This is a genomic window from Flavobacterium sp. P21 (assembly GCF_050632225.1).
GTDB lineage: Bacteria > Bacteroidota > Bacteroidia > Flavobacteriales > Flavobacteriaceae > Flavobacterium.
Genome location: NZ_CP192585.1, coordinates 3,234,967 through 3,260,050 on the forward strand (window position 1 = coordinate 3,234,967; position 25,084 = coordinate 3,260,050).

The following is a 25,084-nucleotide window of genomic DNA, read 5'->3' on the forward strand; positions in this document are numbered from 1 at the left end:
CAAGAAACATATGAGTTATTATAAAATTGAAAATTTAGAACAATATTTTAAGCATTACAATAAGTCAATAAGGGAACCGAGAAAATTTTGGGGCAAAATTGCTGAAGAAAATTTTACTTGGTACCAACAATGGGAAAAAGTAGTTGATTTTAATATGGCTGATGCAGAAGTAAAATGGTTTACTGACGCTAAAGTTAATATTACAAAAAATTGTATCGATAGACATTTAAGCAAAAGAGGCGAAAAAACAGCTATTATTTTTGAGCCAAATAATCCGTCTGAGGAAGCTTTGCATATAACATACAATGAATTATACGAAAGAGTTTCAAAAATGGCGAATGTTTTGCGCGAGCAAGGCGTACGTAAAGGAGACCGAGTTTGTATTTATTTGCCAATGATTCCAGAATTGGCTGTTTCGGTTTTGGCTTGCGCTAGAATTGGAGCAATACATTCTGTTGTTTTTGCTGGATTTTCTGCTTCGGCAGTTTCAGCAAGAATTAATGACTGTGAATGTAAAATGGTAATTACTTCTGATGGAGGATATAGAGGAAACAAAACAATTGATTTAAAAGGAATTGTTGATGAAGCTCTTGAAACTTGTCCTTCGGTAGAAAAAGTGTTAGTGGCTAAAAGAACTAATACTGATGTGAAAATGAAAGATGGCCGTGATATTTGGTTGCAACCATTATTAGATGTGGCTTTGGATAACAGTGTTGCTGAAATTATGGATGCTGAAGATCCGTTGTTCATTTTATATACTTCAGGATCAACAGGGAAGCCTAAAGGTATGGTTCATACTACAGCAGGATACATGGTATATACAGCATATACATTTAAAAATGTTTTCAGTTATGAGGAAAATGATATTTTCTGGTGTACTGCAGATATCGGATGGATCACAGGTCACTCTTATATATTATACGGACCATTATTGAATGGAGCTACAACAGTAATTTTTGAAGGAGTTCCATCTTATCCGGATTTTAGCCGTTTTTGGGATATTATTGAAAAACATAAAATCACTCAATTTTATACTGCGCCAACGGCGATTCGTTCATTAGCAAAAGAAAGCTTAGATTATATCCAAAAATATCCTCTAAAATCTCTAAAAGTAATTGGATCTGTTGGAGAGCCAATTAACGAAGAAGCGTGGCACTGGTTTAATGACCACGTAGGAGATAAGAGATGTCCGGTTGTAGATACTTGGTGGCAAACAGAAACTGGAGGAATCATGATTTCGCCAATTGCTTTTGTGACGCCAACAAAACCAACTTATGCAACATTGCCATTGCCAGGAATTCAGCCAGTATTAATGGATGAAAAACGTAATGAAATTGAAGGAAATCAAGTTGTTGGAAGTTTATGTATTAAATTCCCTTGGCCTGGAATTGCCAGAACAATTTGGGGTAATCACGATCGCTATAAAGAAACTTATTTCTCAGCTTTCCCAGGAAAATACTTTACTGGTGACGGCGCTTTAAGAGATGAAGTTGGGTACTACAGAATTACAGGTAGAGTTGATGATGTTGTTATCGTTTCTGGACACAATTTAGGAACTGCTCCAATTGAAGATGCAATCAACGAACATCCTGCAGTTGCTGAATCTGCAATCGTTGGATTCCCACACGATATTAAAGGGAATGCTTTGTATGGTTATGTTATCTTGAAAGAAACTGGTGAAGTTAGAAATAAAGAAAACTTGGCAAAAGAGATCAATCAATATATTGCAGATCATATTGGGCCAATTGCAAAATTGGATAAAATTCAATTTGTGTCTGGTTTGCCAAAAACACGCTCAGGAAAAATTATGCGTAGAATATTGCGTAAAATAGCTGAAGGTGATTTCTCTAATTTTGGAGATACTTCGACTTTATTAAATCCTGAAGTGGTGGAAGAAATTACAAAAGGAAAGATTTAATAATTTCTACTGATAAAAAAAATGCCTCTTAAGATTTTTAAGAGGCATTTTTTTTAAGTCTAGCAGAGAACAGATGTTTGTCAGACTGAGCGAAGTCGAAGTCCAGCAATATTGTGATTCAGCATGAGAGACTTCGACTTCGCTCAGTCTGATAATTACGGATTTCTAAATATTTTTTACTTAATCCCCAATCTAGATTTTAATTTTAAAAACAGCAACGCGATTCTATATGCATCTTCAGCAGAAGAATTTCTATCACTTTTTGGAATTTTATAGATTTCGCATAAATCGTCTAGCGAAAATTGTTTGTCATTAATATCCATTAATTTTCTGTACATAACATCGACATCAAGAGCCTCATTTTTTAGTCGGCCACAGTCGAGGCGCTCTAAAGAGGAGTTGAGCATTTCAATATCAAAATTTATGTGATGTCCTATCAGAACAGCATTGCCAAGAAAATTCACAAATGCTTCAAGTGCTTCTGGTTCCTGCATTTTGCTCATTTTACTTTCAATGATAAACTCGTTTGAAAGTCCGTTGTCCTGCAAGAATTTGTATTGTAGCAAAACGCATTCAAAATTATCCTTTATTACAATTCCGTCATCAATTACAGAAAAAGCTCCCAAAGAAAGAATAACATCTTTATTCGGATTCAAACCCGAAGTTTCTGTTGATAAAACAACGAATCTGTTAGGTTTTGTTTCGAATTTATTTAGGTAATCTTTCCAAAAATCTGGATATTCTTTATTAATATTTTTAAGCCAGTCTAGCATATTTTACGAGAATTGTGTCAGTTGAAATTTACTCTTAATTAATTCCTCAAGATCTTTCATTGGGGTCAAGGCATTTTTTAACTTCTCTTTGTCTGTTTTAGACATATCTCTTACATTAATATATTGTCCAGAATCATCATTTTTTAATCCTTCAACAGTTCTAAATTTTGAAAGTATCAAGAATGCTTCAGCACAGCTCAGATATATTTCAGCATTTTTAGAATCTGTTATTGCCAATTGTTTGAATCTCAAATAAGTATTTTTGATTCCTTTAATGTTGGCATTTAAAATCAGCAAACGTGCGAGCATCAATTAATGGCATCAAAGCGCGATTTTTTATATCAAATTTTCCTTTATTTGGGCCTTCTTCTTCAATAATGAATTTTTTGAAGAAACTTAAAGGAGAATTCTTTTTCAAGGCATCATTTCCTAAAAAGTCAAAGAATAAGGTGTTATTTACCGCATTTTTGAAAATTACGTTTTCGATCACCTCTTCAATTTTTGGCTCTCCAAAAACAATTTCATAATCAAAGAAAATACTGCTCAAATCATTACTGTTTTCACCTGGAGTATTCATCCAGCTGTTATATTGTTTTGTCCAGTCTGTCAATGATTTACACCACAACATATTGCTTCCCATATGGCCGTTAGGGCAAAATTCATATCCTACTTTTTCTAATATAGCTGTAGCTCTTTTTGCCAGCCTTAAAAAGTAATCTTTTACTTCTCTATATTTTTCAGGAGCAACATCTTCAAAAATCAAAATACTATCTTGATCTGTAAGCAATAATTGCTCTTTACGTCCTTGACTCCCAATGCTTAACCAGGCAAAACGAGCAGGAGGTGAGCCCAAATCTAAAATAGATAATTCAACAGAACGCTTGATGATTGCTAGATTGATTTCGCTCGCAATATTGCTTACATGCGAAATTGGAATGTTTTTTTGAATCGAATTCTGAATCAAATCAGAAAGGCGATCACGGATTTGTTTTAAGTCTTTGGGCAACTGCGAACGCTTAATCTCTTTAATTAAGACACCAGGGTTACTGGCTTGAGCAACAATTAAATCATGTTCAGAAATAATTCCTTTTACTGCAGATTTGCTCGTACCGTCTTTTGTCACACACAAATGCGTTACATTATGTTTTAGCATAAGCAATTGCGCTTCGGCAAGCGAAACATTTTCAATTACCGTTACCACTGGAGACGACATGATTTTATCAATAGTTTCAGTAATAGGATAGCGTCCGGTGGCAATTTTAGAAGCTAGATCAGTAGCGGTTACAATACCTATCGGTCTGTTTTTTCTCCACAAACTATAATATTGTCAACCATTGCCTCGGTCATTAAAATAGCAACATCTTTAACAACATGAGTAGCTTCTGTAGTTAAAGGGGAATTGTTGTAGTTAAGTGACTGAATGTATTGCATTTCAGACTGTTGATCTACATAAAAAGAAGTGTCAGAAATCATTTTTCCGTTAGAATTGACGCTGTCTTTTGTATGTCTTGAATTTGTTGCAAAACTCTCTAATAAGAAATTCAAAACATCGGAATTATTAGCAACGAAAGGTCTGAAAACGGCAATCGGAATAGCATATATTATACTTTCTTCGCGCGCTTTTGCCGTCATCATATAGTTGTTTTTAGCAAAAAAGGGTCTTAAGCCAAAAATATCGCCTTCATGACATTTGTTGATAATAGTTTCTTCGGCATCAGCAATTGTAGTCAAATTAATGACTCCTGAAGCTACAACATAAAAGCTATCGTGCAGTGTATCATTGTTTTGAAACAGTACAGTGTGTTTTTCTAAATTTAATACACGAATATTTGTTGCAATATCAGATAATTCCTGAAAAGTCAAATTATTAAATGGCGGGTATTCTTTTAAAAAATCTGCAATATGCTCAGCAATAGTATTCATACGTTTGATAAATTTTTTAAAGTATCGAATGTAAAAATAAGAAAATAAAGTCTTACAATGACAGCATCTTTAGCAGAAACTTATTATTTTAAAGAAATGTTAAGAATTACTGTTTTCAAGGCTTTAAAATGTTTTTTTTACGTTTAAAATTTAAATTATTACTCTAAAATGTATTTTGTGTAAGTTTATCTTTTTTTATTTTTTAGTAAAATTCTCATTTACAATTGTTTGAAAAAGAGTATGCGTGTTTCAAAACTATATTTTAATTAAATATTAGGTCGAGGACGTAATACTGAATCGAAGAAGTTTTGAAATATTCTATTTTACATAATATAAATTATAGGTCAAAATGATATTTGTAAAATTTAGAATTATGAAGCTTAATCAATATTACCGTACGCGATACATTTTATCTCGTCTATTTGAAAACTTTGATTTTCTATTTCAATTATTCGATCTATTGTTAAACTTGTATCAAGCTTTCTTTTTTAAGTCGACCTAATGTATATTCCTGAATTTTCCATATTTAAAAAAATAAATTATTTTTCTTCGAATATTGAATTTTCAGTCAAACGTGTTTGTTTAAAAATGATCATTACTAAATGTCATGAATTTTCCATATTTGAAAATTAAATATATTTTTTCTCAAATATCAGATTCTCGGCAATTTCATTTTTAAATATAAAAAAGCATCACGTATTGGTGATGCTTCAAATTTCTCGTATTTGAAAATTTTTTTATAATTTTTTCAAATAAACAGATTTTCCGTTCAATGAAATTTCGATCTGATTTGTTTTGTCTGAAAATGTTGTTCGCAAAACATTTCCTTTAAAAAGTTGTACATCGCCAAAAACTTTTCCAGTTTCGTCTGAAACATATTCAAATAATAATTTTTTGTTTCCTGGATCAATTCCTAATTTATAGCTTGAAAATTTTGTTCCTTTTAAATCAAATTGTTGTTGTGTGTCAATAATGTTTCCGTCAGCATAAAAATTAGTAACGGTTTTGCTTAATGTGATATCCGGGTAATATTCATTTACTTTTTTAAGAAGCTCGTATTGTGCTTGCGTTTGCATCTTCTATTTTTGACGTAATGGACTGAGCAAATGAAACGGATGAAAATAGAATCGCTACTAATAAGATGTACTTTTTCATAATTTTTTAAATTTTTTGGTTAATAAATCGGTAATGCAAATTTTATCAGCATGAAATACTAAAATTTGCCATAAATTCTCTTTAATGTCACTATAAGTTATGAAAACTATACCTTTACAGGAAATTTATTAGATTTTTTTAAGAATAATGACAACAAAAAAATACATCAAACTTATTTTAATTTTAGGTTCTTTAACTGCACTTGGTCCTTTTTCAATCGACATGTATTTGCCTGGTTTTTCAGATATTGCAAAGGATTTGAATACCACAGTCGCTAAAGTTTCAATGAGTTTGTCGAGTTATTTTATTGGAATTTCGGCTGGACAATTGCTTTATGGGCCTTTGTTGGATCGTTTTGGGCGAAATAAACCTTTGTTTGTAGGTTTGATGGTTTATATATTAGCATCGCTGAGTTGTGTTTATGTGTCTGATATTGATTTGTTTATATTCTTGAGATTTATTCAGGCAATTGGGAGTCATGCAGCAACTGTTGCTTCTGTAGCTATGGTTCGTGATTTATTTCCTGTAAAAGATATTCCTAAAGTATTTTCACTTTTAATGCTTGTTCTAGGTCTTTCCCCAATGCTTGCGCCTACGATTGGTGGTTATGTAACACAGGATTATGGTTGGCATAGTGTATTTTTTATCTTAATGATTATGGGAATTTCTATTTTATTTGCTTCTCAAATTGGTTTGCCAAATAGTTATAAGCCAGATGTTTCTATATCATTAATGCCAAAACCTATTATTTCAAACTTTTTAAAAGTACTTAAGGAACCTCAATTTTTTACTTATGCATTTACGGGAGCAATTGCTTTTTCTGGATTATTTACATATGTGGCGGCCTCGCCTATCATTTTTATGGATATTTACCATGTTGATGCCAAAACTTACGGATGGATTTTTGCTTTTATGTCGGTTAGTTTTATAGGTTCTAGTCAACTGAATTCGCTTTTGTTAAGACGATTTTCAAGCGAACAAATAATTTTTAGAGCATTAATTTTGCAATCTCTTGTAAGTATTGTTTTTCTCGTGCTTTCTTTAAATAATCTATTAGGATTGTATGAAACTATTGCAATGTTGTTCGTGTTTTTAGGCTGTTTGGGAATTTCAAATCCAAATACCGCGGGATTAACGATGGCTCCATTTGCTAAAAATGCCGGTAGTGCTTCAGCTTTAATGGGTGCTATTCAATTAGGTTTAGGATCTATCGCGTCGTTTGCCGTTGGAATCTTTGTTAAAGATTCTGTAGCGCCTATGGTTGTTATAATGACATTTACTACTATAATTGCTTTTATAGTTTTAAATATCGGAAAGAGATTTATAAAAAATAAAGTCGAGATTTCTGTTGACGATGATGTTGCAGTTGTTCATTAACTTAAGAGTTCTATTTGTTTAAAAACCAATAATTAGCAATTTATTTTCTTTTAATTCATTAATTTTATAGTACTTAAAAAATAATGGAATCCAGAGACCATTTTGAAAAACGGGGCGAAGCCGAAAAGCCACATGAGTAGGAATAAATTTCGAATTATTATGCCTAAGTATGTTATTGAAAGGGAAATCCCAAATGCTGGTAAACTTACATCTGATCAACTAAAAAGTATTTCGCAGGCTTCTTGTGGTGTACTTAATCAATTAGGAACGCAAATTCAATGGCAACACAGCTATATTACAAATGACAAGCTTTATTGTGTATATATAGCGCCAAATAAGGAAATGGTTTATGAACATGCTAAATTGGGTGGATTTCCAGCTAATTCAGTAAATGAAGTGGTTGGAATAATTGACCCAACTACAGCAGAATAAAATTCCAAATTCCAATTTATTGGAAACTAAAAAGCCAAAATCATTTGATTTTGGCTTTCGTATTTCAAAATTCGTAGTCACTTTTTGTAGTTTGAAATTTTAGATTTGGAATTTCATTTGTTTATTCCGCAGATTGTCTTTTATCAGGCCTGATGATCATTCTAAGAGATTGATCTCTTGCGAAATAAGCAACCATCCAATTCCAGAACGTATTTAATCTGTTTCTGTAGGTTATCAAAGAAATCAAGTGAATGAATAACCAAATGACCCAAGCAAAAAATCCATTAAAATGCCATTTTGGACTAGGTAAATCAACAACGGCTTTTGCTCTTCCTATAATAGCCATCGATCCTTTGTCATGATATGCAAAAGGTTTCAGCGGTTTTCCGGCGACCATATTCATGAAGTTTTTAGCTAAATTTATTCCTTGTTGTATTGCAACTTGCGCCACTTGAGGATGTCCGTCTGGGAAATTTTTATCTCCCGCTAAAATTGCCGTATCTCCAATTGCATAGATATTTTCCAGACCGTTGACTTTATTATATTGATCTGTAGCCATACGTCTTCCACGACCATAGCTTTCTTTCGGAATTCCGTCAAAAAGTTTTGCAGAAACTCCCGCGGCCCAAATTAAATTTTTGGTTTTGATGGTTTCTCCATTTTCAAAAAATACAGTGTCGTCAACATAATCTGTTACGCGACTGTTTAATTTTACAACAACACCAAGATCTGTCAATGCTTTCAAAGTGTCTTTTTGAGAAGCTTCACTCATTGGCGAAAGCAGTGCATCTCCTCCATCAACTAAATAAACATTGCTAGCAGAAGTATCTAATTCTGGATATTCTTTAAGGAGAATACTTTTTCTCATTTCGGCAAACATTCCAGAAACTTCTACTCCCGTAGGTCCTCCTCCTGCCACTACAATCGTCAATAGTTTGCGTCGTTTGCGCATTTCCTTGCAGATCGCGACTTTTTCAAGGTTTTTAAGCAGTGTGTTTCGCATTTCGATGGCATCATTTAAGGTCTTCATCGGAATAGCGTTTTTCATTACGTTTTCCATACCAAAATAACTTGTTTCTGCACCAGTTGCAAAAACAAGATAATCGTATGTCAATTCGCCATTATTTAGAATGATTTTGTTTTCTGCTGGAACAACAGAAAGCAATTCTCCTAAACGAAAGTTCAAGTTCTTTTTCCCTGCAAAAAATTTTCTGAAAGGATAACTAATGCTCGAAGGCTCTAAAAAGGCTGTTGCAACTTGATATATTAGTGGTGGGAAAAAGTTATAATTGTTTTTGTCTACAAGGGTTACTTGAATCTGAGGATGGTTTACAAGTTCCTTTGCGAGATTGATTCCCGCAAAGCCTCCTCCTATTATGACTATGTTCATATTATATGTTGTTGTTACGAGGATTATAAAATAATTCCTTATAAATATACAACTTTAATATGCAATGACAATTGTTGAATTTATTACTTTTTGAATTTTTTAACAGGTTTTTCAACTACATCGATTTTGTTTTGCAAAACATAATTGGCAAGCAATTTTTCTATCAATTCGTCTTTTGTTAAATGATGAAAAACAGTTTTCACTTTTGTTTTTAGGTCAGAAGAAATATCGTGATTCGGCTTTGTTTTGAAGATTTGCTTTGCCCATAAAAGCGTATTGTTTTCTTCTAAACTCAAAGCAGAAGGTTTTTCGAATTTGGTAAATTTAATTCCTAATTCTTCTTCAAATTCGGGAATTTCGACAACTTCTTCTTCCTGCAAAACTGTTAATGAAAGTCCTTTTGCCCCAGCTCTAGCGGTTCTTCCGCTTCGGTGAACATAATTTTCGTAAGTATCTGGCAAATGATAATTTACGACATAAGCGATTTCTTTTACGTCAATTCCTCTTGCGGCAAGATCTGTCGCAACTAATATATTGATATGTCCTTCACGGAATTGGTCCATAATTCGGTCACGAATTCCTTGAGTCAAACTTCCATGGAGTGCTCCCGAAGAAAAGCGATTTATGGCCAAATTTTTTGCTAATTTATTTACAGCGACTTTTGTTTTGCAGAAAATAATACCGCGCTCGCCTTCTCTAGAATTTAAGAAATGCATTAAAACATCCAATTTTTCAATTGGATCAACCACAGTATATTGATGATCAATTCCTTGATTTCCTGATGTTTCCATGCTCGCACTGATTTGAACTACATTTTTATTTAAATAATTCTGAACCAGTTGTTTAATTGTTCCTGGCAAAGTTGCCGAGAATAAAAGCGTGCGATGTTTTTTGGAAGTTCTGCAATAATTTCGTCTAGACTTTCTTTTAGAATAGAAACCATTTCATCGGCTTCATCTAAAATTAAATATTGTGTGTGACTTAAATCGACAGCTTTTCTCTGAATCAAATCAATCAATCGGCCCGGAGTTGCTACTATTATATGTGTAGGTCGCGTAAGGCGTTCAATTTGTGGCTTAATCGGAATTCCACCACAAGTTGCGGCAATTGAAATATTCGGAATATGTTTTGAAAAATCTTCTAAATTTCTAAAAATTTGATGTCCAAGTTCTCTTGTCGGAACTAAAATCACAGCTTGTACAACAGGCAATTCTGTCTTTACTAATTGTAAAAGTGGCAAACCAAAAGCGGCAGTTTTTCCAGTTCCAGTTTTGGCCAAACCAACAACATCATTGCTTTCAGATAAAAGCAACGGAATTGTTTTTTGCTGAATTTCTGTTGGTTCGACAATATTTAATTCGCCTAAAGCTTTTAAAATTGGCGCTGAAACTCCTAATGCTGAGAATTGTTTAGACATGGTTTTTTGTTTTTTTTTGTTTAAAGTTTCATGTTTCAAGTTATTGAGAAACTTAATAGATTAGAAAAAGGAGAAATCACATTCGAAATGAATTATTCTGAAATGCAATTTCTCCTTTTAAAATTATAAATAATGTTTTAGATTCCAACAACTTGAAACATGAAACCTGAAACTTTTTAACGAAATTAATCCGGTTCGTTCATGATTTTTTCACGGTATTTTTTACCGATTAATAATGTCATGTTCTTTTTGTAATCATCAACCAACCATTCGCGGTAGTTTTTACTGCATTGGCTCAAACATTTAGCATAACGCTTGATTCGGCATTCAATATCGTCGTCTAGCTCTTTTGCTAGTAATTTCGCTTCCTGCGGCTGTTTCAGTATTATCGACACACATTGCCGCATGTTGTTCTAACGATTTGTCTAAAACAATTTTCGAACGCAAATTTTGTTTGATTGCTAATTTATGTTCTTCATCAACATCAAAAGTGACGTCAGCCGTTTTGCTGAATTTTGCTCTTAATTCAGGTGGCATGCTGTATTTGAAAAACATTTCGATTTCAGTATCATCTCGAAGATTTTCAAGATAAAATTCCGGAGATTTAAAAATATGTTGCCAGTTTACAGGCTCGCTCCATAATCCAAAACGTGCTCGCGTTGTTACCTAAGTCAATTACTGTAAATTCGTCTTTTCCTGGTAATTTGCGAGATCCACGACCAATCATCTGGAAATATAATGTCAGCGATTTTGTTGCTCTGTTCAAAATAATAGTTTCAACAGTTGGTTCATCAAATCCAGTAGTTAAGATTCCTACAGAAGTCAAAATCGCATCTGGAGTTTTCTTGAACCAAGCCAAAATATCTTTACGCTCTTCAGAGTCGCTAGTGTTGTCAAGGTGTCTGATATCATAACCTGCTTCTCTAAAAGTATCATATACATATAATGATGTGTGGATACCGTTATTGAAAATCAAAGTTTTTTTACCCAAAGAACGTTCTGTATAAGCGTGAAGCAATTTTTCTTGCATCATAGTATTAGTATACAAATCGTCAGAAGATTTTACAGTATAATCACCATTGATACCAACTTTCAACGAAGTCAAACCAACGTCATAACTATAAGTTGTTGCTCTTGCCAAAAATCCTTTGTCGATCAATGAACCAATTGTATCTCCAACGATAAGTTCGTCGTAACTCTGGTGCATTGGCAATTTTATGTTTGAACTCAAAGGTGTTGCTGTTACCCCAAGAATAAAAGCATTTTTGAATGAGTTTAATAACTTTCTGAATGAATTGTAATGTGCCTCGTCAATAATAACTAAACCAATATTGTCCAGATGCAATTTTTCATCATTAATACGGTTTTTTAAAGTCTCAACCATTGCCACAAAGCAAGAATAATCATTTTGGTCAGGAAGTTCTTTTACTTTACTGTTGATTATTTTATTGCTTACGCCAAAACCTTTCAACATTTTTGACGTTTGTTTGCAAAGCTCTATACGGTGTGTTAAAACAACCACTTTTTTGTCATTATTAGATAAATAACGACGTACAATTTCTGAGAATATTACTGTTTTTCCCCCACCAGTAGGCAATTGATATAATAAATGGTGTTTTGGAGGAGCATTGTCTAAACGGTCAAAAATGGCATCAATATCGCCTTTTTGGTACGCATAAAGTTCTTTTTCTCTTCTCTTTCTATTTCTAAAGTGTTTTGAGACATTGTTTATTTTTGGATTTTTGCAAAAATACATCGAAAAAACAGTTATTCATCGTTATTTAACCTAAAATAAATGTTTTTTTTAAATAAAGATTTTTTATGAGAAGTGCATTTATAGGTCGATTTTGTCCAAAATTGTCTCAAAATCGTATTTGTTTTTCCATTTTTGTTGAACAATTTCATCATAAATTGCATGAATTCTTGCTTTATAGTCAAACAAAATATTGTTAGAAATCAAAAAATTGATTGCTTGTTCAAATGAATTAAACATGCTTTTGTAAAATAATTCTTGCTTGATGAGATTTTGAGAAGAATATGTTTGTGCAATTTCAATATTGTACAACATCAAATCGGCAATAATAAATGAATCAACGCCGAGAGAAATAAAATGTTTGATGATTTTTTGAGCTACAGAACGACGCATTTTTGCCTTCGGACGCCATTTTGCTCCTGGCTTTTTTATTGGAAAATATTCATGCGAGATTTTAACTTTCGATTCCTGCAAAAGTTTGTCTTCTTTCGGATTAAAAACAAAGTCATAATAGACTTTTACCGGACTAAATTTTTCGTACAACTCGATCAATTGTTCTTCAAGTTGTTCTTTGGTCAATTCGGCTAAATATTTTTTTAAATCGCGTTTGCTCATTATCAAAGTTTAAGACTGTAAAAATAAATTACTTTTCTGACACATAACCTAAAAACCAATACTAATACTTAATTTTGCTTCTATAAATTCAAAAAATACATCTATATGCTCAAGATTTTTAAAGTTACTGCCATTTTAGAGGGAATATCTTATTTAGTATTATTTGCTAATATGCTTTTCATAAAAACCAACAATCCAGAACTTTATCATACATTATTGCGTCCGTTGGGAATGACACACGGTGTTTTATTTATAGGATATATTATTCTTGCTTTTTTATTGAAAAAGCCAATGAATTGGGATGCGAAAACTTTCGGAATCATTTTAGTTGCTTCTCTTATTCCTTTCGGAACTTTTTATATTGAAAAGAAATATTTAGAGAATAATGCATAAGCTTTTGGATAAAATATTTAACTTTTTATATCCGATTTTCAGAGATTGGGGAATGAGTCGTAATGTGGCCTCATATACCAGTCTTATTTTTAATATTGCCATTTTGGTGGCATTAGCCTATGTTATTTATTATGTGGCCAAATTCGTTTTGGTTACGCTGACAGCTATTTTCGCGCAACGCACCAAAACCAAATTTGACGATTATTTAATTCAGAACAAAACAACGCGATATACCGCATACTTGATTCCGTTTTTCTTTATTTACAAAGCGGTTCCTGTAATTTTGGACAAATACGAATATTGGGAATCTATTTTCGGAAAAATCGTAGGAATCTATATTGTATTGTTGGGATTATGGATCGTTAGGACTGTTTTTAATTCGTTACGTGATTACTTAAAGCAAAAACCAGAATACAGCGACAAGCCTATTGATAGTTTCGTTCAGGTTATCATGATTGTGCTTTGGATTTTTGGAGTTGCCATGATTATTTCGACTTTATTCGGGATCAAAAAAGGCGAATTGCTGACCATTTTAGGAACGCTTTCGGCAATTATTATCTTGATTTTCAGAGATACAATTCTCGGATTTGTTTCAAGTGTTCAGGTAGCGATAAACGATATGGTTCGAATTGGTGACTGGATTACGATGGATAAATTTGGTGCCGATGGAGATGTTATCGAAATCAATTTGACAACAGTAAAAGTCCGAAATTTTGATAATACCATTACAACAATTCCAACTTATGCTTTGAGTTCGGATTCTTTCCAAAACTGGCGCGGAATGCAAAAATCTGCTGGACGCCGAATCAAAAGACACGTTTTGATCAAAAGTAGCACGATTCGTTTTTTGACTGATGAAGATTTGGCTCAAATGAGAAAAGTACAGCTGATTTCATCTTATATAGAGACAAGACAAGCCGAAATTGAAAAATACAATGATCTTAGAGGAGTTGATAAAACACTTGCTCTCAATGGCCGAAATATGACTAATCTAGGTTTGTTCCGAAAATATATTATGCAATATCTGGTAACACATCCAGGATTGAATAAAGACATGCATATCATGTGTCGCCAGCTACAATCAACTGCGCATGGAGTTCCGTTGGAAATTTATGCTTTTTCGAGTGACAAACGTTGGGCAAATTACGAATACATCATGGCGGATATTTTTGACCATGTTATGGCTTCAGTAGAATATTTTGATCTTGAAATATTTGAACTTCTGTCTAAGATTGGAAGTTTAGACAATTAAGTTTTCAGTTGCAGTATTCAGTCACAGTTATAAACTGAAAACTGCGACTGCGACTGAAAAATTATTTTTTAATCTCGTCAAAAACAAATGTTGGGTCATTATAATTTAAGGTTCCCTGAATAAAGCACGGAAGACTCATATACGTTCCTATTACTCCGTTTCCTAAAATTAGTTTTTTGTCTTTTTTGAGTAATGCTAAAGGAATTCTCTTCCAGCTTCCTCCATTTGAAATATAATGAAAATCACCTCTTAAAGTATCTCCTTTAACGTCTCCCCTTACATCTCCAGAATCTTTTCCAATTTGATGATATAGGATTTCATATCGGCCAAAAAAACGTTTTTCGTTGATATTAAGTGTCAATATAGCAGTGTCTTTTTGATGTACAGCACGATAAACAATTTCTTTATAACTGTTTTTGTCTTCTTTTGAATTGCAAGAAACAATCAAAATCGAAACCAATAAAAGAAAAATTATAGTTGTTTTATTCATCATGGAAGTATTCATCATATAAGTAATTTAAGCTCGATTAAAGAAAAACTTATAAACTTTTTTATCGCTTATATGGTTCATTCTTTTTTTATTAAAAAACAAAAATAGACTATTTTGTATTTGATTTTTTTCTAAATTTAAAGAAAAACACATGGAAGCTAGAGACATTTTTTTAAGAGAATTCAGAGGCGAAACTTTAGGAACTGTAAGCGCTCAATCTTCTGCAGATGAGATTTTTCAAAATCAGACGATTAGGCCTATTTTAAAACTTCAAAATGATTTGTTTATTGCAGTTTTTATAAACTACATAAATAAAAACAAAGCCGATTTTTACTCCTATTCAGTCGAAAAGAAACTTCAGACGATTGAAAATTCCATTCAAAAAGATATTAAGTTCCGTAATTCATTAAAAGGAATTGTAATGGCTCTTTTTACGCTTGAGGAATATGAAGCCTATATTCAGAATTCATCTAGTTTGAATAAAAGAATGATGAATTTATTAATTGACCGATTGAAAAGTCAGGTGCAGTTATTTGAAGTGGAATCAGATTTGAAGTAAGATTTTAAATGGAAATAGAAATTATAGAGAATAATAAACAAAGCTTATTTGTTTATAAAAATGGAGAATTGTTGTTTTATTCCACTATAAAATTTAATTTTCTCAGGAAGAACATAATCAAAATCTTTGATTCAAATGACGAACTGGTTTTAGAGCTTAAAAGTTATCAAACGCCATTTAGTTCGGCTAAATTTGAAATTTTGTTTCAGAATAAAGACAAAACAAACGATATAAATGAAATTACTGAAGTTTATCTAACATTTGATCACAACCAAACTATCAGAAGAATTGGAGAAAATCATTTCTCATTTAACTTAAAAAGTTCTTATTTTATTAATAAAATTAAAATAGCAGATATAAAATTAAAATTTTGGACTTCCACTCAAAAAATGTCTCTAAATCTAAATCTAGAGTATGAAGAGTTTCTGGATTCGATAATATTTCACATTTTATCAACTAGAACCGGGTATAATTCTAATTCAGTATAATAAATTTATTTACAAAGAAAACCCATGTTTAGCCAATTCCGAAATAAATTCCCTTTAACAGATGAAAAATGGAACGTATACACTGGTTATTTTAATCGAATCGAAGTTCCAGCCAAAACGGTTCTCTTAGAGGAAGGAGAAATTTCTAAAAAGCTTTTTATAATTGAAAAAGGTTGTATTAGGGTTTGGTTCAATAATAATGGGAAAGATTTGACAACGCAATTTTTTTTGAAAACCAAAGTGTGGCTTCAATTGAAAGTTTTATGAAAAAATTGCCAAGTCCGGTTGTGGTCGAAACAATTGAACCTTCCATTTTATGGTGGATTCATAAAAACGATCTAGATAAAATTCTTGAAGAAATAAAAGAAATTCCAGAACTTCGCGATGCTTTAATCAATATGCTCTTTCAAAGAACATTTGATTATATGAAATATTTTGTTTCTTTCATAAAAGACGATCCTGCACAGCGTTATCTGAATTTAATTAATGAAAGACCTCAAATTATCCAAAGAGTTCCGCAACATTATATTGCCTCTTATCTTGGTGTGAGCACCGTTCATTTAAGCCGAATCAAAAGCAAATTAGTACACAAAAAATAGCCCTTTTGCATTTGATAACAAATGTTATCGTCTGCCGAAAATGAAGTTTGGAACTTTGCCTCATAAAATTAAATAATTATGAAAGCGACAGTAGTTTATACAAAAGGAGAATTGCCAAAATATGCAGAATTTGCAGAACCAATTGTTCAAAATGAAAATCAGATTTTAATTTCGGTAAAAGCCGTTGGAATTACAAATCTTGATAAAGGAAAAGCATCTGGAAAACATTATTCTTCAGAAAACAATAATGAAAATGGTTTTGTAGTTGGAAGCGATTGCGTTGGTTTGTTCGAAAACGGAACTAGAGTTTATGCTCGTGGAATTTCAGGAACAATAGCCGAAAAAGCGATTATTGATAAAAACATTTTTGTACCGCTTCCTGATGGAATTAGCGATGCAGTTGCGGCTTCGCTTCCTAATGCGGTTGCAGGTTCAGCAATGGCTTTGCGATTTCGTGCTAATATAAAAGCTGGCGACACTGTTTTGATCAACGGAGCAACGGGATTTACAGGTCAAATGGCGATTCAGATTGCAAAATATTATGGCGCAAAAAAGGTAATTGTTACCGGAAGAAATGAAATAACATTTCAAAGTCTAAAAGAATTAGGCGCAGATGAAACAATTTCATTAAAACAAAATGATGATGCATTTACTTCTCAATTAAAAGAAATTCATCAAAACTCACCAATTGATATTATATTGGATTATTTATGGGGACATCCTGCGGAGTTGATTCTTTCTGTCTTAAAAGGAAACGGATCATTCACCAATAAAATAAGATATGTAACCATTGGCGGAATGGCCGGCGACAGCATTCAATTGTCATCAGGTATTTTAAGAAGCGTAGATCTGCAATTATCAGGTTCCGGTTTAGGAAGCTGGTCAAAAGAAGAAGTGAAATTATTATTTTCAGAAATACTTCCAGAAATGTTTCTTTTGGTCAGCTCAGAATAAATTGAAAGTTAATATTGAAACTGGCAATTTAATTGATATTGAAGAAATGTGGGCAAAAGAAGTTTCAGATGGAAAACGTCTTGTTGTTCTTATCTAAAAATATTGAACACGGATTAAACGTTTTTTTTATGAGTTTTAACAATCCGTATTGTTTGTCATTTCGAGGTACGAGAAATCTTCGTAAGTAGCTCTACAAAGATTGGCGAAATTCTGTACAGAGCTACTCGTGGAGATTTCTCGTTCGAAATGACAATATTGGGTTTAAACATAAAAAAAGGTTTGGCAATCATTTTTGCCAAACCTTTTTGAATTCAAAGCTTCAGAATTTTAATTTTCTGAAAGCATTAATTCCTTAATATATTTAACCGGAGCGCTTCCAAAACTTAAGAATTTCTCATGAAATTTTTTCAAGTTGAATTTATCGCCTTCTTTCTGTTTAAGTTCTTCTCTTAAGTTGTAAATCTCTGTATATCCTGTGAAATAAGAGCATAATTGAACCTGAGATAAAGTTACGCGCTTCCACTTCCCTTCTGCTTCAGCTTGTTGTTGAAAAGCTTCTCTAGTAAGCAAAATCATGGCTTCTTCTTTAGACATTTCTTTAGTATGAACACTGTTGTCTAAAATAGTGTTGCAAGTCGTTCTCAAATTCCATTTATAATACATCAACCACATTTCGTCAGAATTTTTGTAACCGCTTTCTAGCATCATTTTTTCAGCATAAACTGCCCAGCCTTCAACCATTGCGCCATTTCCTAAAATTGATTTTATAATGCTTGGCGATTGATTGCTGTAAACTAACTGTGTATAATGTCCCGGAATTGCTTCGTGAATATTTAAAATCTGAAGAATATAGTCGTTGTATTCGCGTAAATAACTTTCAGCATTTTCAGCAGTCCAACCAGACATGCTTCCAACGTTGTAATACGTATTTGCATTTTTATCATAAGGTCCAGGAGCCGAAATCGAAGCGCCAGCAACACCTGCCATATATGCCGGTTCTTTGCGAACTACTAGTGGTTTTGATGGATCGATATACAATAAATCTTTCGCTTTTACATAAGCAGTAAGTTCTGGAATTTGCTTTTCAATTTCCGATTGAAACTTTTCCGGCGTTGTATGATGAAGCGAAATTTTATCAATAACTTGTTTGATCAAGTCTAATTTGTCTGCAGGTTTTGGAGCATTTCCATTGTATTTTTTCCAAAGCTTATCCGCTAAAACAAACATTTTATCATGAAGATCATTTTTGTGGTCAACAGCAATTTTATAGATTTCATCAGCAGAATAGCTGGATTGAATATCTACATTGAATTTTTTAGCATATAAATCGGCTCCTAATCTAAAAGAACGAGGCGTTTTATTTGGTAAGTTTTTCAACCATTCTGCATAATCTTTAATTGCTTTTACAGCAATTTTCGCCTTTTCTTGTATTTCTTTTTTCTCGGTTTCGCTCAATTTGCTTTTGCTTAAAGCATCATTCAATTCGCCTTCAAAAACAGTTGATCCTCCAATATTTTGGGAAATTGCTAGATCTGTATGCTCAATAGTTGGATTTTTAATATTCTTTTTCTGTCGCTTCGTAATAAGCAGGAATATTATTCATTTTGATGTTAAAAGCTTGAAGACGAACGTCTAAAGAATCATATTTTCCATTTAAGATTTCGGCAAAAGCTCCGCAAACATTATATTCTGCAGGATTCCATTCAGCTGATTTTAATTCATTTATACTGAAAATAGCACCTTCAAGTTGGTTTTTAATCATCTGAAAGTCGGTCTTGTTATTGTCCGAAAGTCTTTCAATGTCATAATGTTTTAAAGAATCTAATTGTGCGTTGGCAAAATCAAGTTCCGCTCTTTTGGCATTGGCATCTGGCACAACCAAAACGCTGTCTAATTTATGATACCCAACTCCAGAAGCCCATCCTGGATAGATTTTCCATAAATCAGTGACAAAATTGTCTTTGTACTTGTCGAATTTTCGATCTAAGTTTTTATCAACAGTTGTTTTGCTGTTTTTATTGCAGGAAATAAGCAATGAAACAGCAATAATAGGAATAAGCAGTTTTTTCATAGTTTGGGTTTAAGTTGGTTTTAAAGATAGAAAAAATGTTCTTTCTTCAAAACCATATTCCTTTTAGCTTAGTATTTTAGTAAATCCAATAAGGTTTCTTCAAAACGATCTTTAGCCAAAAATTGATCTTCCAAAGCTTTTGTAAACGGAATAGGAGAATCTAAACTAGCAACTCTTTTTACAGGGCCATCCAAAAATTCAAAACAGTTTTCCATAATCAAAGCCGAAATATCACTTGCAATACCTCCAAACATAGTGTCTTCTTGATAAATTATAGCTTTTCCGGTCTTTTTAACAGAAGCAAAAATAGCTTCGGTATCAAGAGGTTGAAGCGTTCTCAAATCAATTAAATCAGCATCAATTTGTGGATTTTTTTCTAAAGTGTCTAAAGCCCAGTGAACCGTTGCTCCGAAAGCAATAATAGTCACCGAATTTCCTTCTTTAATCAAAGAGGCTTTTCCTAAAGGAAGTGTATAATAATCCATGGGAACATCTTGATAAACACTTCTGTATAACTGTTTATGTTCGAAAAATAATACCGGATTTGGGTCATTTATAGAAGTATTGAGCAGTCCTTTTGCATCATAAGGGAATGCTGGATAAACCACTTTTAGACCTGGAGTCTTTGTAAACCAAGCCTCGTTTGTTTGTGAATGAAAAGGTCCGGCCTGAGTTCCTCCGCCGCAAGGCATACGAACCACTACATCAGCCTTTTCTCCCCAGCGGTAATGTGATTTTGCTAATAAATTCACAATCGGATTGAAGCCGGTAGAAACGAAATCAGCAAATTGCATTTCTACAATTGCTTTGTAACCGTTGATTGACAATCCCATTCCGGTTGAAACAACAGCACTTTCGCAAATTGGCGTATTTCGAATTCGTTCTTTTCCAAAAGCATCTACAAATCCTTCTGTAATTTTAAAAGCACCACCATATTCGGCAATGTCTTGTCCCATAATCACAAGATTTTTATTGCGCCACATAGATTGTTCTAAACTGTTGCGAATGGCATCAATAAAACGAATGTTTTTTACTTCTTCTCCATGGGTATATTCCTCATATTCAAAATCTTTATAAACATCATTTAATTCTCCACTGTAAGTTGGGACAATCTCTGGTTCTGCATTTGCAACAGCTAAATTTTCATCGATTTCTTGTTTGATTTCGTTGTGAAGCTGTTCGTCAAATTCAGCTGTCAAAACTCCTGTTTCGGTCAAATATTTTCTATAATTTGTTATAGGATCTTTAGCGACCCATTCATCCATTAATTCCTGCGGTACATATTTAGTACCACTCGCCTCTTCATGTCCGCGCATTCTGAAGGTTTTGAATTCCAATAAAACAGGATGCGGATTATCTTGCATTTCTCTTTTCAGTTGAGAAAGCTTGTTGTAAACTTCCAATATGTTATTTCCGTCAATAACGTGGCTTTCAATTCCGTAACCAATGCCTTTATCCGCAAGATTTTCGCATAAATATTGTTCGTTTGTAGGTGTCGAAAGTCCGTAGCCATTATTTTCAATAACAAACATTACAGGCAATTTCCAGACAGCCGCAATATTTAAAGCTTCGTGAAAATCTCCTTCGCTGGTTGCGCCTTCTCCCGTAAAAACGGCAGTTACTTTTTTGTTATTCTGAAGTTTATCGGCCAATGCAATTCCGTCTGCGATTCCTAATTGTGGTCCGAGATGCGAAATCATTCCGATTATTTTATATTCCTGCGTTCCAAAATGAAAACTGCGGTCTCTTCCTTTTGTAAACCCGTTTGCCTTTCCTTGCCATTGTGAGAATAAGCGATGAAGAGGAATATTTCGGGTTGTAAAAACACCAAGATTTCGGTGCATTGGCAATACATATTCTGATTCATCCAAAACAGATGTAACTCCAACAGCAATAGCTTCTTGCCCAATTCCGGAAAACCATTTTGACACTTTGCCCTGACGAATCAGAATCAGCATTTTCTCTTCGATTAATCGAGGTTTTAAAATTTTCTTATATAAGTCTAATAATTGAGCGTCGGTCAGGTTTTCTCTGTAAAAGATCATTGGTTTATGTTTTTTTATGATTTCAAATATAGAAAAATATAACAATTTTATTTGTTTTTGTTATGAAATTTCAATTTTTATATAACTTTTAAAATTCAATTCTAAAATATTCTCTACCTTTGTTTCTGAAAGGTTTTTCGACACCTTTCATCTTTAAATAAAAAATGTAAAGTATGCAAAACATTCCTAGTGTAGACTTACGTGATTTCCTTTCGGACGACCCGAAACGTAAACAAAAATTTGTAAATGAAATCGGCAGTGCATTTGAAAACATTGGCTTCGTAGCCTTAAAAGGTCATTTCTTAGATGATCAATTGGTAGACGAGCTTTATAGCGAAATTAGAAAATTTTTCGCTTTGCCAATAGAAACTAAGCATAATTATGAAATTCCTGGTATTGGCGGACAAAGAGGTTATGTATCTTTTGGAAAAGAACATGCTAAAGGACGTAAAGAGGGAGATCTGAAAGAATTCTGGCATTTTGGACAATATGTTGACAAGGATTCAAGATGGGCTTCAGAATACCCAGATAATGTTGAAGTGAAAGAATTGCCACGCTTTAATGAAGTGGGTAAAGAAGCGTACCAAATGCTTGAAAAAACAGGTGTTTATGTACTGAGAGCTTTAGCTTTGCATTTAGGTTTAGATGAGTTTTATTTTGATCAATATGCAAAAGAAGGAAACTCTATTTTAAGACCAATCCACTATCCTCCTATTACTTCTGAGCCAGAAAATGCAATTCGTGCTGCTTGCTCATGGTGACATCAACCTGATTACGCTGTTGATGGGAGCGCAAGGAAAAGGATTGCAAGTTCAAAATCATGATGGCGAATGGATTGATGCTATTGCAGCTGATGATGAATTAGTTATCAATGTTGGCGATATGTTGTCTAGACATACTAACAATAAATTAAAATCGACGATTCACCAAGTAGTAAATCCGCCGAGAGAATTATGGGGAACATCTCGTTATTCTGTTCCGTTTTTTATGCACCCAGTGAGCGATATGCGACTGGATTGTTTAGAAAACTGTATTGATGCTGAAAATCCTAAGAAATTTGAAGATATCACAGCGGGAGATTACTTATACGAACGTTTAGTAGATTTAGGTTTAATCAAAAAGTAAAAACTTAAATAGATTTTTAATATTAAAATTCCAAATTCCAAGCTTTATTGGAGTTTGGAATTTAATTTTTAAATACTTTTATAGTTGGAATTTATTTTTTAGAATAGAAAATTATGGACTTTAAAGATCAATTAAAAAACTTATTTCCTGATCACGTTGAATCAAATGAACCCGAAGAAATTCAGGCCGAAGAACATGTATTGTATGTTCAAAAAGAGCCAATGATTTGTAAATTTGAGAAACGCAAAGGAAAAGCAACCACAATTATTGAAGGTTATGAAGGTTCGGATGAAGATTTTAAAATCTTAGCCAAAGAAATCAAAACAAAATTAAGCGTTGGCGGAACTTTTAAAGACGATTCAATCATTATTCAAGGTGATTATCGCGACAAAATCATGGCAATCTTAAAAGAAAAAGGATTTAAAACAAAACGTGTAGGTGGCTAATAATTTTAGATTTCTGATTGTAGATTTTAGATTAGAAAATATTCAACTGTAAACCTTAGAACCTTAGCATCTCAGAACCTTAGTACCTTAAAAAATGATACAAAACTCAGAATTAATACTTAACCCAGACGGAAGTGTTTATCACTTAAACCTTCGTCCTGAACATATTGCGCACGACATCATATTTGTTGGAGATCAAAATAGAGTGGAAAAAATCACTCAATTTTTTGATTCGATTGAATTTTCCACACAAAAAAGGGAATTTAAGACTCAAACCGGAATCTATAAAGGAAAACGTCTTTCTGTAATTTCAACCGGAATTGGCCCAGACAATATTGACATTGTTTTGAATGAATTAGACGCATTGGTAAACATTGACCTAAAAACGCGTACACCAAAAGAAAAGTTGACTTCTTTGAATATTATCAGAATTGGAACTTCAGGCTCTCTGCAGGAAGATATTCCTGTTGACAGCTTCGTAATGTCGAAATTCGGACTTGGACTTGACAATATGCTTCGCTCCTATTTGATCGATGATGTTTCAAATGCTCGCTATTGAAGATGCTTTTATCATGCATACCAATTGGGATATTAGAAAAGGAAGACCTTATGCAATTGCGTGTTCTGAAAAATTAGAAAAATTCATTGAATCAGATCGAATTTTTAAGGGAATTACAGCAACTGCCGGCGGTTTTTACGGCCCTCAAGGACGTGTTTTGCGTTTGAATATCCAAGATGAAGAATTAAACAATAAAATGGATAATTTCGATTTTGACGGAACAAAAATCACTAATTTAGAAATGGAAACAGTCGCTATTTATGGCCTTTCTGCACTTTTGGGACATAATGCGTTATCATTAAATGCAATTATTGCGAATCGTGCATCTGGAACTTTCAGTGAAGATCCTTATAAAGCTGTAGATGAACTTATTGCTTATACATTGAACAAATTGGCTGGAAAATAATTAGAAAATTTGCCTATAAGATAATTTGATAATTATCACTGGTAAAAATTGAAGGATAAATATTTAAATCAATTTATAAGCAATTAATTCATGGAAAATGCAATTCTAAAATTTGAAAAATTATTGAAGGAAAATGTAAACTTTTTTCCCGAAATTAGTCAAAATGTTTTAGAAGAAAGAAAACCTGGAAAATGGTCTAAAAAAGAGATTTTAGGACATTTAGTAGATTCGGCGGTTCATAATTTGGTACGTTTTACTGAAATTAATTATGTAGACAAGCCGTATAGACACAGGCCGTATAATCAAACAGATTTAGTAAATATAAATCAGTATCAGGAAATGGATATTGAGGAATTGACCCAATTATGGTTTGTATTGAACAATCAAATTGTTAGGATTATGAAATCTGTTACTGAGGAAGCTTTGAATTTTAAAATTGTTTTAAGTGACGAATCTGTTATCGATTTAAGATTTCTTATGACGGATTATGTTGAACATTTAGAACATCATATCAATCAGATAAAATCCTAAAAGGTTATGTTTTTAAGAGTTGCACGACACACCGATGATTTAAAGAAAATTGAAAATTTTTATGTAAATGTTCTTGGTTTTGAACAATTGGGAGAGTTTCAGAATCACAATAATTACAACGGAATTTTTATTGGAAAATCTGGTTTAGATTGGCATTTTGAATTTACGCAGTCAAATAACAAAGCCAAACATACATTTGATGAAGACGATGTTATTGTGCTATATCCTAAATCAATTTTAGATTATAATAATTTGTTAAACAAACTTGAACATCACAACATCTCAACTATAACTGCAAGCAAATCCATTTTGGAATGAAAACGGAAAAATGATTCAAGATCCGGATGGATACAGAATTGTTGTATCACCATTAAAAGCTGAAATAAGCGAGATTGAGTAAAAAAATTAGAGAA

General features: G+C 32.9%; 21 protein-coding genes and 5 pseudogenes. 15 read left to right on the forward strand and 11 right to left on the reverse strand.

All coding sequences use genetic code 11. From position 1 onward, the window contains the following. Positions 1-10: 10 nt before the first annotated feature. Entirely contained in the window at positions 11-1,918 is a 1,908-nt protein-coding gene (gene acs / locus ACQ9BO_RS16195) for an acetate--CoA ligase (RefSeq protein ID WP_431241573.1), read from the forward strand. A 176-nt stretch (positions 1,919-2,094) separates the two neighbouring features. Here the strand turns inward: acs and ACQ9BO_RS16200 are convergent, their stop codons facing one another. The 3 genes and pseudogenes from ACQ9BO_RS16200 to ACQ9BO_RS16210 all read right to left on the reverse strand — a co-directional run bounded on the left by ACQ9BO_RS16200 (position 2,095) and on the right by ACQ9BO_RS16210 (position 5,690). Then, on the reverse strand, positions 2,095-2,691 hold the full coding sequence (locus tag ACQ9BO_RS16200; RefSeq protein ID WP_431241574.1) for a 3'-5' exonuclease: 597 nt from the start codon (positions 2,689-2,691) through the stop codon (positions 2,095-2,097). Between the two features lie 3 nt (positions 2,692-2,694). Next, positions 2,695-4,614, reverse strand: a pseudogene (locus ACQ9BO_RS16205) (DUF294 nucleotidyltransferase-like domain-containing protein). A gap of 737 nt (positions 4,615-5,351) precedes the next feature. Further along, on the reverse strand, positions 5,352-5,690 hold the full coding sequence (locus tag ACQ9BO_RS16210) for a hypothetical protein (protein WP_431241575.1): 339 nt from the start codon (positions 5,688-5,690) through the stop codon (positions 5,352-5,354). Between the two features lie 226 nt (positions 5,691-5,916). Here ACQ9BO_RS16210 and ACQ9BO_RS16215 point away from each other — a divergent pair, with 226 nt between their 5' ends. Next, positions 5,917-7,146: a multidrug effflux MFS transporter gene (locus ACQ9BO_RS16215; protein ID WP_431241576.1), complete on the forward strand. Its 1,230-nt coding sequence runs from the start codon at positions 5,917-5,919 to the stop codon at positions 7,144-7,146. Positions 7,147-7,305: 159 nt separating this feature from the next. Then, positions 7,306-7,578, forward strand: coding sequence for a DUF4242 domain-containing protein (locus ACQ9BO_RS16220; RefSeq protein ID WP_320567445.1), 273 nt, complete (start codon positions 7,306-7,308; stop codon positions 7,576-7,578). Positions 7,579-7,699: 121 nt separating this feature from the next. Here ACQ9BO_RS16220 and ACQ9BO_RS16225 read toward each other — a convergent pair whose 3' ends face one another. The 4 genes and pseudogenes from ACQ9BO_RS16225 to ACQ9BO_RS16240 form a co-directional block, all read right to left on the reverse strand. Then, complete coding sequence (locus ACQ9BO_RS16225) at positions 7,700-8,968, reverse strand: NAD(P)/FAD-dependent oxidoreductase (RefSeq protein WP_431241577.1); 1,269 nt, start codon at positions 8,966-8,968, stop codon at positions 7,700-7,702. 83 nt (positions 8,969-9,051) lie between these two features. Further along, positions 9,052-10,385 (reverse strand): annotated as a pseudogene (locus ACQ9BO_RS16230) (DEAD/DEAH box helicase). A gap of 185 nt (positions 10,386-10,570) precedes the next feature. Then, positions 10,571-12,110, reverse strand: a pseudogene (locus ACQ9BO_RS16235) (DEAD/DEAH box helicase). A gap of 109 nt (positions 12,111-12,219) precedes the next feature. After that, a complete protein-coding gene (locus ACQ9BO_RS16240) occupies positions 12,220-12,753 on the reverse strand; it encodes a DUF6155 family protein (RefSeq protein ID WP_431241578.1) in 534 nt (177 codons plus the stop codon). Between the two features lie 105 nt (positions 12,754-12,858). On the opposite strand from ACQ9BO_RS16240, the gene ACQ9BO_RS16245 reads away from it, so the two are divergent. Together ACQ9BO_RS16245 and ACQ9BO_RS16250 are read left to right on the forward strand one after the other, a co-directional pair. Continuing rightward, complete coding sequence (locus ACQ9BO_RS16245) at positions 12,859-13,146, forward strand: DUF3817 domain-containing protein (RefSeq protein ID WP_431241579.1); 288 nt, start codon at positions 12,859-12,861, stop codon at positions 13,144-13,146. Beyond that, entirely contained in the window at positions 13,139-14,398 is a 1,260-nt protein-coding gene (locus tag ACQ9BO_RS16250) for a mechanosensitive ion channel family protein (RefSeq protein WP_431241580.1), read from the forward strand. Before ACQ9BO_RS16245 ends, ACQ9BO_RS16250 begins: the two co-directional genes overlap by 8 nt. 61 nt (positions 14,399-14,459) lie before the next feature. Here the strand turns inward: ACQ9BO_RS16250 and ACQ9BO_RS16255 are convergent, their stop codons facing one another. Continuing rightward, entirely contained in the window at positions 14,460-14,906 is a 447-nt protein-coding gene (locus tag ACQ9BO_RS16255; RefSeq protein ID WP_431241581.1) for a hypothetical protein, read from the reverse strand. A gap of 133 nt (positions 14,907-15,039) precedes the next feature. On the opposite strand from ACQ9BO_RS16255, the gene ACQ9BO_RS16260 reads away from it, so the two are divergent. The 4 genes from ACQ9BO_RS16260 to ACQ9BO_RS16275 all read left to right on the forward strand — a co-directional run bounded on the left by ACQ9BO_RS16260 (position 15,040) and on the right by ACQ9BO_RS16275 (position 17,488). Further along, the gene (locus ACQ9BO_RS16260) at positions 15,040-15,447 is read left to right on the forward strand and encodes a glyoxalase (protein ID WP_431241582.1); all 408 of its coding nucleotides are present in this window, start codon (positions 15,040-15,042) and stop codon (positions 15,445-15,447) included. 8 nt (positions 15,448-15,455) lie between these two features. Beyond that, positions 15,456-15,935: a hypothetical protein gene (locus ACQ9BO_RS16265; protein ID WP_431241583.1), complete on the forward strand. Its 480-nt coding sequence runs from the start codon at positions 15,456-15,458 to the stop codon at positions 15,933-15,935. 263 nt (positions 15,936-16,198) lie between these two features. Beyond that, a complete protein-coding gene (locus ACQ9BO_RS16270; RefSeq protein WP_431241584.1) occupies positions 16,199-16,534 on the forward strand; it encodes a Crp/Fnr family transcriptional regulator in 336 nt (111 codons plus the stop codon). A 78-nt stretch (positions 16,535-16,612) separates the two neighbouring features. Next, positions 16,613-17,488 (forward strand): quinone oxidoreductase family protein, encoded by an 876-nt coding sequence (locus ACQ9BO_RS16275; RefSeq protein ID WP_431241585.1) that lies wholly within the window; start codon positions 16,613-16,615, stop codon positions 17,486-17,488. 327 nt (positions 17,489-17,815) lie between these two features. Here the strand turns inward: ACQ9BO_RS16275 and ACQ9BO_RS16280 are convergent, their stop codons facing one another. The 3 genes from ACQ9BO_RS16280 to ACQ9BO_RS16290 form a co-directional block, all read right to left on the reverse strand. Then, positions 17,816-19,087: a DUF885 domain-containing protein gene (locus ACQ9BO_RS16280; protein ID WP_431245136.1), complete on the reverse strand. Its 1,272-nt coding sequence runs from the start codon at positions 19,085-19,087 to the stop codon at positions 17,816-17,818. Then, positions 19,044-19,559: a hypothetical protein gene (locus ACQ9BO_RS16285; RefSeq protein WP_431241586.1), complete on the reverse strand. Its 516-nt coding sequence runs from the start codon at positions 19,557-19,559 to the stop codon at positions 19,044-19,046. The genes ACQ9BO_RS16280 and ACQ9BO_RS16285 overlap by 44 nt, the downstream gene beginning before the upstream one ends. Positions 19,560-19,627: 68 nt before the next feature. Then, complete coding sequence (locus ACQ9BO_RS16290; RefSeq protein ID WP_431241587.1) at positions 19,628-21,604, reverse strand: alpha-ketoacid dehydrogenase subunit alpha/beta; 1,977 nt, start codon at positions 21,602-21,604, stop codon at positions 19,628-19,630. 173 nt (positions 21,605-21,777) lie between these two features. Here ACQ9BO_RS16290 and ACQ9BO_RS16295 point away from each other — a divergent pair. The 6 genes and pseudogenes from ACQ9BO_RS16295 (at position 21,778) to ACQ9BO_RS16320 (ending at position 25,071) form a co-directional block, all read left to right on the forward strand. Then, positions 21,778-22,729 (forward strand): annotated as a pseudogene (locus ACQ9BO_RS16295) (isopenicillin N synthase family dioxygenase). A gap of 113 nt (positions 22,730-22,842) precedes the next feature. Beyond that, positions 22,843-23,175: a translation initiation factor gene (locus ACQ9BO_RS16300; RefSeq protein WP_026729839.1), complete on the forward strand. Its 333-nt coding sequence runs from the start codon at positions 22,843-22,845 to the stop codon at positions 23,173-23,175. A 94-nt stretch (positions 23,176-23,269) separates the two neighbouring features. Continuing rightward, positions 23,270-24,140: pseudogene (locus ACQ9BO_RS16305) on the forward strand (nucleoside phosphorylase). A 90-nt stretch (positions 24,141-24,230) separates the two neighbouring features. Further along, complete coding sequence (locus ACQ9BO_RS16310) at positions 24,231-24,671, forward strand: DinB family protein (RefSeq protein ID WP_431241588.1); 441 nt, start codon at positions 24,231-24,233, stop codon at positions 24,669-24,671. 6 nt (positions 24,672-24,677) lie between these two features. Beyond that, positions 24,678-24,989: a VOC family protein gene (locus ACQ9BO_RS16315; protein WP_431241589.1), complete on the forward strand. Its 312-nt coding sequence runs from the start codon at positions 24,678-24,680 to the stop codon at positions 24,987-24,989. A 10-nt stretch (positions 24,990-24,999) separates the two neighbouring features. After that, complete coding sequence (locus ACQ9BO_RS16320) at positions 25,000-25,071, forward strand: hypothetical protein (RefSeq protein ID WP_431245137.1); 72 nt, start codon at positions 25,000-25,002, stop codon at positions 25,069-25,071. Positions 25,072-25,084: the final 13 nt, after the last annotated feature.